The following is a 10,469-nucleotide window of genomic DNA, read 5'->3' on the forward strand; positions in this document are numbered from 1 at the left end:
ACTTCAGTGTTCGATGCCTCAACAGGGACTGAACATACACTAAGAAATTCTAAGTTGTTACGGAATTTGAAATTGTTGCTGAAGTCCATCCTGGCTCGACTCACAGCAAATTAACACTTCCGTTTAACTAAATGAACCAACCATCCAACATGTTGGACTCGACGGCCAATAACGCAACCGTGATTTGTCGAAAGTGTCCTGAGCCGGACGTAAGCGCGGCGGTAGAACCGCAGTCAGAACATCGTCAGCGCAGAGGTCGCCAGGTCGGGAATGAACGCCGCGGTGAGGTCGTCCACCAAATTGGCCCACTCCGCCGACAGCGCGGCCGGATCGAATCCTCCCAACAATGTGGCCCAGTCCAGCGACAACGCGGCCGGATCAAACGCGGCCAGTAATCCGCTGAAGTCTTCCGATATCTCCGCTGGATCAAGGCCACCGAACAAAGCGCTCAGATCCGCCGTCCATGCGGCCTCGAAACCGACGGCCGTCCCGGCAGGGTCGACACCGAATAGTTGCAGGATGTCCGGCCAGACCAGCGCAGGGTTGTAGCCGCCGTAAACGGGGTCGAACTCGGCGCCGGGGTCGGTCACAAACGCCAGGTAGCCCGGGTCGGTGATGAACCCGGCGTTGACGGCCAATGCCGGCAGCGCCGGGTTGATGTCTTCCAGTTGTCCGATGACCCCGTCGAGTTGCTCGGGAGTCAAGTTGAAAATCCCGGTCTGCAGCAGAGCGATGGCCGCGTTGACCTGATCGGGCGTCGCATTGTTGTTCGGGATGTCCGCGTTCAGCCAAGCCTGGATCATCGGGTTGGAATCGTTGGGGTCCAGCATGTCGACGAGCGCCCGGGTCGTCAGGCTCTCGGGCAGGTCGCAGATCGCCGGGCACGCGGGGCTGCCCGCCGTGTAGGGATTGAAGGCCACAATCAGCGATGCGGCGACCGATTGCAGCGACTGACCAAAGTTTTCGAAGGTGGGCAGCTGAATATCGGTGCCCGGAATGTCGCCGTCGGTCGCCGGGTCTTCCAGCAGGCTTTGCCAGTAATTGTCGAACGGCTGGAGAAGATTGAAATAAAACGTGTGGCCGTTCCAGGGCATTTCGTCGGCGCCGACCGTGCCTCCTTCGAACGGGTTTCCGCCACCGTTGGGGAAGCCGAAGACCGGATCGGCGTACGCCGGCCCGCTGGGACTGGTCGCGTCGTTGAACGTGTAACCGTTGATCAGGTCCTGAATCGGCACCTTGAACCAGTTCTGGAACAGCCCGAAGTTCTCCCCGCTGCCCTGACCGGTGAGGGCGTTGACGAAGCCGATGGCGCGGTCGAACGAGGTGCTGCCGGTGATGACCTCGGGCGGGGTCATCGGGAAGCAGGTCTCGGCGTCGCACGAATCGCTCACCGGGAGTTCGGCGGCGAGAAAGCCGTCGAGTTGGTACTGCAATCCGCCGAGGCCTTCGTTCAGATCCGGGAACGGCGCGAACAGATTCGTCAACAGCGCAACGTGCGTCGGGTCACCGGGGTCGATACCCCAGAGGTTCGTCGAGCTCGGCACCCACCAGTTCCCGCCGAAAAACAGTGATCCGGCAACCGAGTTGAGCGCCTCGACCTCGTTGAACGGGATATTCGCGATGTCGTAGAGCAAGTTGATCGGAACGTTGAGAAGCGACGCGTCCATCAGCTGGGTTTCGATGCTGCGTATCGGGAGCGTCAGAGCTTCCTGCGCGCTCGGAGTGACGGCGACGAGACTGGTCGCCAAGAGCACCGCACCCGCCATGGCATATGGACGCGCAGCAATCTGCATGGCGGGCCCCCCTTTTCGGTTGTGAAAGCTTTCGGCGTTTCTAAAACTAGACTCAGAGAACGTCAGCTCGCGCCGCTGGGGTGTGGACTCTTGTGAATCTCATATTTGGTTGGGTGTCTAACAACTCACCGTCAAATGTCTGCTCTGACAGGCAGTATCGACGTCGTCACCCTCGCCTGAGCCAAGCGCGGTTGCCGTAGGCATCGAGGTGAACCACCTGCTCGACGGGTACGCGAGTGGTCGGCCCGTAGCGGCCGCGCGGCCAACCAAGGGCCACAACGCAACACGGTGTCACCGAGCGTGGCAGACCGAGAATCTTGCGCGCCCGCGACACCCCCCATAGCGGCAGGGTGATCAGCGACGCACCCAAACCCATTGCGCGGGCGGCCAGTAGCAGGTTCTGCACGCTGGGGTAGATCGATCCCCAGTACCCGGACAGGGCGGCATGCGGCATCAGGGAATACGGCGCGCGACCCTCGCGGACCGTCAGGCGAAGACAGGCGACCACCAAGACCGGGATCTCGGTGAAGTGGTCGACCTGCCACTGTGCCGCGCGGATGACCTTGGCCAGCGACTCGTCGTTGTCGCCCGCACTGCTGAGCAACCCGCCGTAGGAGAACTTCCAGCCTTTGCGGTAGCGGCCGGCGAGTTTCTTGATGACGCGGCGGTCCTTGACGACGATGAATTCCCAGTTCTGGCCGTTGGCACCGGTCGGTGCGTGCAACGCCAATTCGATGCACTTCAACACCACGGCGTCGTCCACCGGTTCGGGATGCACCCGCCGTACCGCCCGCTGGGTCAGCATCGCATCCGCCAACGGCATGCTCAGGCCGGCGAGCGCGTCGGATGTGCTGGGGGCCACCCGAAATGCGTCGGCGTAGTGGGAGTCGTCGCTCATGCGTTCTCGGTGACCCACCTCGCGGTGAAGGCTTGGAGATCCGGTACCCCTTTGGCGAATTCGCGCGCGATGAAGCTTTCGACCGTGCCGCCGACCAGCGGCACCTTGAATTCGACTGTCCCATTCACCGTCAGCACCGAACCGTCGTCGGTCGGCGCAACCGACGCGGTGGCCAAACCGGAACCCGGCGCGCCGGACACCGCGACGCTGATCTCGCCCCGCAATTGGTCGCCCGACGGCGTCCACGTCTCGGTGTGCCGGATTTTGATGTCATGTCGATAGAACTTGGCAACGATCCCGGGCAACAGGTCAGGGCCGAGGTCCTGCTCTGTCGTCACCCGCACGGTGCGGCCGTCGTCGACCACGACGGATTCCAGCGTGGAGCGCCCGCTCTGGGTCGCGATCCGGGAGAGCCAGTAGTCCTCGGAACTGAATGCGGTGAGCACCTCGTCGACGCTGACTGGCGAGTCGACGGCGACGTCGAATGAACGCGGCATCTAGATCGTTTCCTGGCCGGGCGCTGCCGAGGTCTTGGACAGCAACCGATCCGCCAAGCGGGACGCGAAAACGCGCGCCTGCTCCAGCTGTTCGGGCTGCACGTTCGTCGGCGGAAGCTTGAGACCCAGCGATCGCTTGCGGTACTCCCCAGTGCCCAGATAGCTGGTCAGCGCCAGCATCGAGTGCAGATTGTCGCCGGGATAGGTGAAGTGGATTTCGTCGACGTAGCGACCACCCTGCGCCTCGGCGAGCTCACGCACGCCTTCGAGGTTCTCGCGCCAAAACGTCCGGCACACGACGAAGACCGCAAATGGCTTGCCGGACAGTAGCTTACGTGCCTCATCGGATTTCAGGAAGGAGCGCAGCGGCATGCTGACGTTGTCCCACCAAGTGGGCGAGCCGATCAGGATCAAGTCGTAGTCGCCGTCGCGCACGGTATCCGGGGTTTGGATCTCACCGGTCTCGTTGCGCTTCTGCGCGTTCAGCACGCTGAGCATGTCGGGCCACACCCGGCGCATCGGGAATCGCGAGAACTTCTCGGAGTATTTCGGGTCGGTGAACTTGATCTCGGCGGTCTGCACGTCGCATCCCCGGCCGCGGAACACCTCACCCGCGGTGTCGAGGACTTTCTGCGACTGCCCGGTGTAGGAGTAGTACAGCAGCAAGACCCGTGGCGGTCGAGCGGTCGTATCCGTCATGGCTTCCTCCATTGTCAAATGTCGCACACTATCGTCCGTGGTGACCCGCTGCGCCCTGCTCCGCAGCGCTTGCGATCACCACTAAGCTTCGGGGTCGTGACCGACAAAGTATCCGTCGACCTCAGCGGTCCCTCGCAGACAATGCTGACCACGCTGTACTGCAAGGCCCTCGACGCCGACTGGGCTCGGCCCATCCTGGGTGACACCTTCGCCAAGGACGCGGTGGCACGGATCGACTACGACTGGAGCGGCCTGAAGGTCACCGACCGCTGGACGCCGTTGGTGACGGTACGGACGGCCCAGTTCGACGTCTGGGCCGGCGAATTTCTGGCCGCGCATCCGCAGGCCACGGTCATCCACGTGGGTTGTGGGTTGGACAGCCGGGTCTTCCGCTTGAACCCCGGGCCCGGCGTCGAGTGGTACGACGTCGACTATCCGGCGGTCATCTCGCTGCGCGAGAAGGTTTTTCCGAGCCGAGGAAACTACCACCTGGTGGCCACACCGGCGACCGATCCGTCCTGGCTCGACCAGATCCCGGCCGACCGTCCGACGTTGTTGTTGGCCGAGGGGATCAGCATGTACCTGACCGAAGCCGACGGCATCGCGTTGCTGCAGCACGTCGTCGACCGATTCGGGTCCGGGGAGATACAGATCGACTACTACAGTCGGCTCGTCGTTCGGTCGCAGAAGACGCACCGCCTGCAGCGGCAGTCCGGTTCCAAGCTGTACTGGGCGGTCAACAACGCCGCCGATGTGGTGAACAAGCTGTCCGGGGTGCGGTTGTTGAGCGCCGTAACCTTCTTCGACGCAAGCACTTTCGGCCGGGCATCCGGCGTCTTCCGGTTGATGCGGCAGCTGGTTCGCCCGCTGCCGCCGCTGCGCCGGACATTCCAGTACCACCGCTACGCCTTCGGCCCGGTCAGCTGACACCACTGGTGGCGTGCTGCTCGGCGACGGCGACCAGCTGCGCCTGGATGGCCGCGACCGACTTCTCCGGCTCCGGCCCGTGCGAGTTGTACTCGATGTTGAGCTGGTCGGCGTAGATCTGGGTGAAGTAGATCTCGATTCCGGCGCTGACGGCGAAGTAGAGCTCGCCGTGTGTGGCGGTCACCTCCACACCCGGAGGTGTGCGCACCGGAGGTACCAGACCGTTGTCGGACAGCAGGACCACGTCGGGCATTCCCGGCGCGTTGCCGACATACTGCGGACTGAAGTGCAGCCGGGACTGCTGGATGACGCCCTCGTCGAGGTCTGCCTTGAAGGTCAAGGCGATATCGCGCGCGAGGTCGACAACCGTTGTCTTGTGGTTGATTTCGGCGAGGTAGGTGCCCAGACCGACCGGGTTCGTGCATCCGGTTGCCGACACCGGCGGGTTCAGGAAGTACCGCAGGTCGACGGTGTAGATGAACGGGACCGGAATGTTCAGCTTGCCTCGAACCTCCCACTCCCCGATCAGGATCGCGGCGGACAGCACCGAGTGCAGCCCGAGCCTTTCCGCGCGGCACAGCTCGACCAGGGCGCGGGTGTGGTCTTCGCTCAGCCGCGCTGACACCATCGGAACACGCACCGGCTCAGAGGGTTTGACACCGGTGTCGGCACGCCGCGACGGCGGGAGGTCGTAGGCGAACAGCGCCGGCATGAAACGTTCGATCCCCGAGCGCGGCCCCTTCTGGATCCCCCGGTCGGCGAGCACCGTCTCGATCGATTCCGGCGCCGGTTGGGCGGTGACCGGACCGGTCTGTCCTTTGCCGACCAGGTCGGTGTAGAACGACAGCAACTCTTCGATCAGGCCGTACATGTGGTGCCCGTCGGCCAGCGCGTGGTGCACGTACAGCGTCGGGTGCGCCTGACCGTCGCGGATGGTCACCCGCAGGTGAACCAGCGCCTCGCCTTGGTCGAAATGCGGTGCGGGCCCCTCATCGTCAGGACCGTCGACCTCTACGACCTCGATGCCGGAGTGAAGCAGATCATCGGCCACCAACTCGTGGCGGCCGTCCTCTCCACGCTCGAGGCGCGCGGTGAGCACCGGGTGCGCCTCGAGCAAGGTGTCGAAAGCGTCCGACAGCGCGTCGATGTCGATCGGACCCTGCATTTGCGCGGCGAGACCCACGAAGTTGTGCGTCTCGGCGAGCATCTCTTCGCTGAGCGCCAGCTTGCGGATGACCGACGATGGAAACACGTTGCGCCTCTCTAAGCCGGACCTGTCCTTTCTAAGACAAGTCCACCAGTTCGAGTTCATCGCTGCCGGAGTCCATCTCGTCCTCGGCGAGCGCCTCGCGGATCAGCTCCAGCAGTGTCTGGGAGAAGCCACTGGCAAGTGCCTGCACGGTGGCCGCGTCGACCCGGCGGCTGTCGTACCACCAGTCCAGATGCAGCACACCCGCTGTGCGGAACACCCGTAATTCGATCGGGTGACCCAGCCCCGCGATCGCTTCGCGCACCGGTAGCGCGGTGTCGGAGTCGAATCGGACCGCGACATCGTCGCCCAGCGGCGGCAGATCCGGGATCGTGCCGATGTAGGAGAAGAAGATGTCGGCCGGGCCGGTGGCGCCGAGCTGTCGCGCGGTCGGGGCATACAGGTAACGCAGCAGCCCGTAGCCGATTCCGTAGTGTGGGACGGCAGTCAGCGTGTCGTGCACGTCGTCGAGCAGCCGCTTGGCGCCGTCCTGCTTGGTGCAGCTCAGCGCGACCGGGTAAACGGTGTTGAACCAGCCGACGGTGCGACGCACGTCGACGTCGGGCTTGAGCACCGAGCGACCCTCGCCGCTGAGGTCGACGGCGACGGTCCCGTCGCCGAACTGGTGGGCGATCGTCCGACCCAATGCGGCCAACAGCATTTCGTCGATCGGCACCCGCAGCCGCCGGCGGGCGTCGTCGATCTCGGTCGTCTCCGCGACCGTCAGCGACAACGCGCTACGGGCCAGGTCCTGCAGGCCCGGCGCTCCGGCGGTCTGCTCGCCCGCCACCCTCAGCGTCGGCGCCGTCGCCGTCTTCAGCCAGTAGTCGCGGCTTTCGACGACCGCCGGGTGCACGGCCAGTGCCGCGCAGCGCTGCGACCACTCGGTCCACGGCGTCGTGACCGGTTGCAGCGCAATCTCTTCGCCGGCCAGTTGTTGCCCGAACGCGGTGAAGGTATCGGTCAGCAGGATGTCGCGCGACGCGTTGTCGGCCACGATCGCCCGCACACTGATCGCGAGGTAGCACGAGCCGCCTGGTACGCCGCGGACATACGTCGCGATCAGCGGGTTGGATGGGTCTTGTTGGCGGACAACGTCGATCAGGGTCGACAGCAGCGCATCGCGTTCCTGCGGCGTGCCCGGTTTGATGTCTTCCGGCAGCGAGCGGGTGGCCAAGTCGGCGAAGGCCTCCCCTTCCGAGGGCTCGCTCACATTCTGCTCCCAGGTGCCTGCGCGTTCGACGAGTCGCAGGCGCAGCGCCTCGTGGTGGTTGCGCAGCGCGGTCAGCACCGCGCAGACATCGTCGACCTGCACGTCGGGGCGCAGTTGCAGGATCAGCGGTACACGCCACTGCTCATGCTCACGCACGCCGTGCTCGAGGAAGTAGGAGATGTTCGGCGGCACCGGCGGATGCGTGACCTCACCCGGCGCCTGCCGGCCCAGGCCGCCGGCCGCGTAGCGGGCCGTCAGCGCCTTGGCCAACGCGGCAACCGTCTGATTCTCGTAAAGATCCTGCGGCGTGAGGTCCAGGCCTTCGTTGGAGGCGTTCATCGCGACGCTGATCGCGACCAGCGAATCACCGCCCAGCTCAAAGAAGTTCGCGTTGCGTTCGACATTGGGCAGCCCGAGGCACTGGCCCCAGATGCGTTGCAGCGTCGCTTCCATCGCCGACTTGCCGGACGCGCTGGCCTGCGCAGCCTCGGCACCGCCGGTCGACGCGGCGGCCGCCCCGTTGGTCGCCGCGGCGTCACCCGTCCACGTCGTCTGGCGGTGCTCGATCCAATGCCGTTGCCGCTCAAAGGGGTAACCGGGCAGCGTGAGAAGACGGCCGGACTGCCCGCCGCGCAGCGGCGCCCAGTCGACGTCGACCCCGGCGGCCCAGAGTTGGCCCAGCGCCAACAGGAACGCGTCGCGGTCGTCGCGGTTCTGGGCGTGGTGGCGCATCAGCCGCACGGCGTGGTGTTCGGTCGACCACTTGGGGTGCCGTGTCGCCGAGGCGGTCAGCGTGCCACCCGGGCCGACCTCGACCAGGACGCGGCGCGGATCGCCGAGCAGCACGTCGATCTCGTCGGAGAACCGCACCGTCGAGCGGACCTGGCGCGCCCAGGTGGACGGGTTGGTGGCCTCGCTGGCGGCCAGCCAGGTCCCAGTGACGTTGGACAGCAACGGAATCTGCGGTTCACGCAGCGTCTGCCGGGACAGGAAGCCGGTGAATTCCGGGATCATCGAGTCCATTAGCCGCGAGTGGAACGCGTGCGAGGTGCGGACCCGACGCGCAACGACGCCGTTCTGTTTGAGCCGATCGCTGAATGCCTTGATGCTTTCCTCGGACCCGGCGACCACGCAGCCGCCCGGCTCGTTGATCGCGGCGATGTCGACGTCACCGGTCAGGTGCTCGGCGAGCGCATCGGGGCCCAGCGCGACTGCGACCATCACGCCACGGGGTGCGGCGTGCATCAGCCGGGCGCGCATCGAGACCACCTTGATGGCCGTCTCGATGTCGAAGACGCCGGCGATGGTGCCCGCGACGTATTCGCCGATGCTGTGCCCGACCATCGCCGCCGGCCGCACACCGTAGCTTTCGATCAGCTTGGCCAGCGCGTACTCCACGGTGAACAGCGCGGGCTGGGTGCGGTCGGTGCGCTCCAGATTGCGTGCGGTGCCTTCGAAGATCTCCGCGCGCAGGTCGACACCGAGCTCCGCGTTGAAGCCGGCGGCGCACTGGTCGAAGTGCTCGGCGAACACCGGCTCGCCGTCGTACAGTCCGCGGGCCATCCCGATGTGCTGTGCACCCTGACCGGGGAACAGGAAGACGACCTGATCCGAATTGTCTTTGTTCTCAGCGAATTCGCCGATGAAGACGTTGTCGTTCTCGGCGGTCTCCAGCACGGTTCTCGCGTGCTGCTCGTCGTTGACGACCGCGGCCATCCGGATCTTCTCTTTGCGGCGACGGCCGAGTGTGTAGGCGACGTCGGTCAGGCTCAGCGCGTCGCTGCCGGAGATCGCGGCAGCCAGCGCCGTGCGCGACTGCTGCAGCGCCTCGGGGCTGCGGGCCGACATCAGCAGCACCTGGGGGCCGGGCTTCGGGGTCGAGACCGGCACCGGCGGCGCCTCCTCCAGCACCACGTGCGCGTTGGTACCGCCGACACCGAAGGAGCTGACGCCGGCACGCAACACACCGTCCCACTCCCAGGGGCCGTATTCGCTGCGGACCTTGAAAGGTCCACGGTCGAGGTGTAATTCGGGGTTCGGGCTGGTGTAGTGCAGCGTCGCCGGAATGGCCCGGTGCTTGAGGCACAGGATCGCCTTGATCAGGCTGGCGATGCCGGCCGCCGATTCCAGGTGACCGATGTTGGACTTGACCGAGCCGACGTAGCAGGGGCCTTGACGAGGCTCTTCGGAAACCTCGAAAGCCTGCCGCAAGCCTTCGATTTCGACCGGGTCGCCCAGTGGCGTGCCGGTGCCGTGCGTCTCGATGTAGCTGATCTCCGACGCGTCGACTTCGGCGATCGCGTGCGCCTCGGCGATCACGTCGGCCTGGCCGGCGGCGGTCGGGGCAGCGTAGGTCATCTTCGTCGAGCCGTCGTTGTTCAGTGCCGAACCGCGGATCACGGCGTGGATCCGGTCGCCGTCGTCGACGGCATCCTGCAGCGCCTTGAGCACCACGACTCCGACACCGCTGCCGAAAATCGTGCCGTCGGAGCGGGCGTCGAATGGCCGGCAGTGGCCGGTCGGCGACACCATCGAGCCTGGGGCGTACCAGTATCCGACGTGATGCGGGATGCGCAGTGACGCCCCACCGGCCAGCGCCACCTCGCACTCGCCGTTCAGGATGCTCTGGCAGGCCAGGTGCACCGCCACCAACGCCGACGAGCACGCCGTCTGCACCGACAGCGCGGGGCCGCGCAGATTCAGCGCGTACGCCACCTTGGTGGCCAGGTAGTCTTTGTCGTTCTGCATCGACAGGTTGACCATGTCAAACGTGATGCCCTGTCCCATAACCACATTGGGGTCATAATTGGACATGATGTTGTGCAGCAGATACCCGCTGGTGGTGCTCGTCGCATAGACACCCACCGTGCCCTCGATCTCGGCGGGGTCGTAGCCGGCGTCCTCGATCGCGTGAAACGCGGTCTGCAGGAACAGCCGGTGCTGCGGATCGGTCGAGCGGGCCACCTGCGGAGTGAAGCCGAAGAAGTCGGCGTCGAATTCCTCGATTCCGTCCATCAACGCGGCGCGCCGCACATAGGCGGAATTCGCCAGCGCCTTCTCCGGAATGCCCTCGGCCAGCAGGTCATCCTCGGACAGCGTGACGATGGACTCCTCGCCACGAACCAGGTTGTCCCAGAACGCCGACAGCGTGTTGGCGCCGGGCAACCTGGCCGCCATGCCGACAACCGCGATC

General features: G+C 65.3%; 7 protein-coding genes. 1 reads left to right on the plus strand and 6 read right to left on the minus strand.

Going from position 1 to position 10,469, the window contains the following annotated elements; all coding sequences use genetic code 11:
- Positions 1-233: 233 nt before the first annotated feature.
- The 4 genes from G6N27_RS09165 to G6N27_RS09180 form a co-directional block, all read right to left on the minus strand.
- Complete coding sequence (locus G6N27_RS09165; protein WP_163776053.1) at positions 234-1,793, minus strand: hypothetical protein; 1,560 nt, start codon at positions 1,791-1,793, stop codon at positions 234-236.
- Positions 1,794-1,959: 166 nt separating this feature from the next.
- On the minus strand, positions 1,960-2,691 hold the full coding sequence (locus tag G6N27_RS09170; protein WP_232064922.1) for a nitroreductase family protein: 732 nt from the start codon (positions 2,689-2,691) through the stop codon (positions 1,960-1,962).
- Complete coding sequence (locus tag G6N27_RS09175) at positions 2,688-3,188, minus strand: DUF2505 domain-containing protein (RefSeq protein WP_163776054.1); 501 nt, start codon at positions 3,186-3,188, stop codon at positions 2,688-2,690. The genes G6N27_RS09170 and G6N27_RS09175 overlap by 4 nt, the downstream gene beginning before the upstream one ends.
- On the minus strand, positions 3,189-3,887 hold the full coding sequence (locus G6N27_RS09180; protein WP_163776055.1) for a flavodoxin family protein: 699 nt from the start codon (positions 3,885-3,887) through the stop codon (positions 3,189-3,191).
- A 96-nt stretch (positions 3,888-3,983) separates the two neighbouring features.
- Here G6N27_RS09180 and G6N27_RS09185 point away from each other — a divergent pair, with 96 nt between their 5' ends.
- Positions 3,984-4,814 carry a class I SAM-dependent methyltransferase gene (locus G6N27_RS09185; RefSeq protein ID WP_163776056.1) on the plus strand — a complete coding sequence of 277 codons (831 nt, stop codon included), beginning with the start codon at positions 3,984-3,986 and terminating at the stop codon, positions 4,812-4,814.
- Here the strand turns inward: G6N27_RS09185 and G6N27_RS09190 are convergent.
- Positions 4,807-6,066 (minus strand): phthiocerol/phthiodiolone dimycocerosyl transferase family protein, encoded by a 1,260-nt coding sequence (locus tag G6N27_RS09190; protein ID WP_163776057.1) that lies wholly within the window; start codon positions 6,064-6,066, stop codon positions 4,807-4,809. The genes G6N27_RS09185 and G6N27_RS09190 overlap by 8 nt on opposite strands.
- 31 nt (positions 6,067-6,097) lie before the next feature.
- Complete coding sequence (locus tag G6N27_RS09195) at positions 6,098-10,453, minus strand: type I polyketide synthase (protein ID WP_232065039.1); 4,356 nt, start codon at positions 10,451-10,453, stop codon at positions 6,098-6,100.
- Between the last annotated feature and the right edge of the window lie 16 nt (positions 10,454-10,469).

The organism is Mycobacterium cookii (assembly GCF_010727945.1).
Taxonomy (GTDB): Bacteria; Actinomycetota; Actinomycetes; order Mycobacteriales; family Mycobacteriaceae; genus Mycobacterium; species Mycobacterium cookii.

What these genes read in the sequence shown, in the direction of transcription:
- G6N27_RS09165 (WP_163776053.1), bottom strand. Translation starts at nt 1,793, where the DNA reads ATGCAGATTGCTGCGCGTCCATATGCCATGGCGGGTGCGGTGCTCTTG.
- G6N27_RS09175 (WP_163776054.1), bottom strand. Translation starts at nt 3,188, where the DNA reads ATGCCGCGTTCATTCGACGTCGCCGTCGACTCGCCAGTCAGCGTCGAC.
- G6N27_RS09195 (WP_232065039.1), bottom strand. Translation starts at nt 10,453, where the DNA reads ATGGCGGCCAGGTTGCCCGGCGCCAACACGCTGTCGGCGTTCTGGGAC.
- G6N27_RS09170 (WP_232064922.1), bottom strand. Translation starts at nt 2,691, where the DNA reads ATGAGCGACGACTCCCACTACGCCGACGCATTTCGGGTGGCCCCCAGC.
- G6N27_RS09180 (WP_163776055.1), bottom strand. Translation starts at nt 3,887, where the DNA reads ATGACGGATACGACCGCTCGACCGCCACGGGTCTTGCTGCTGTACTAC.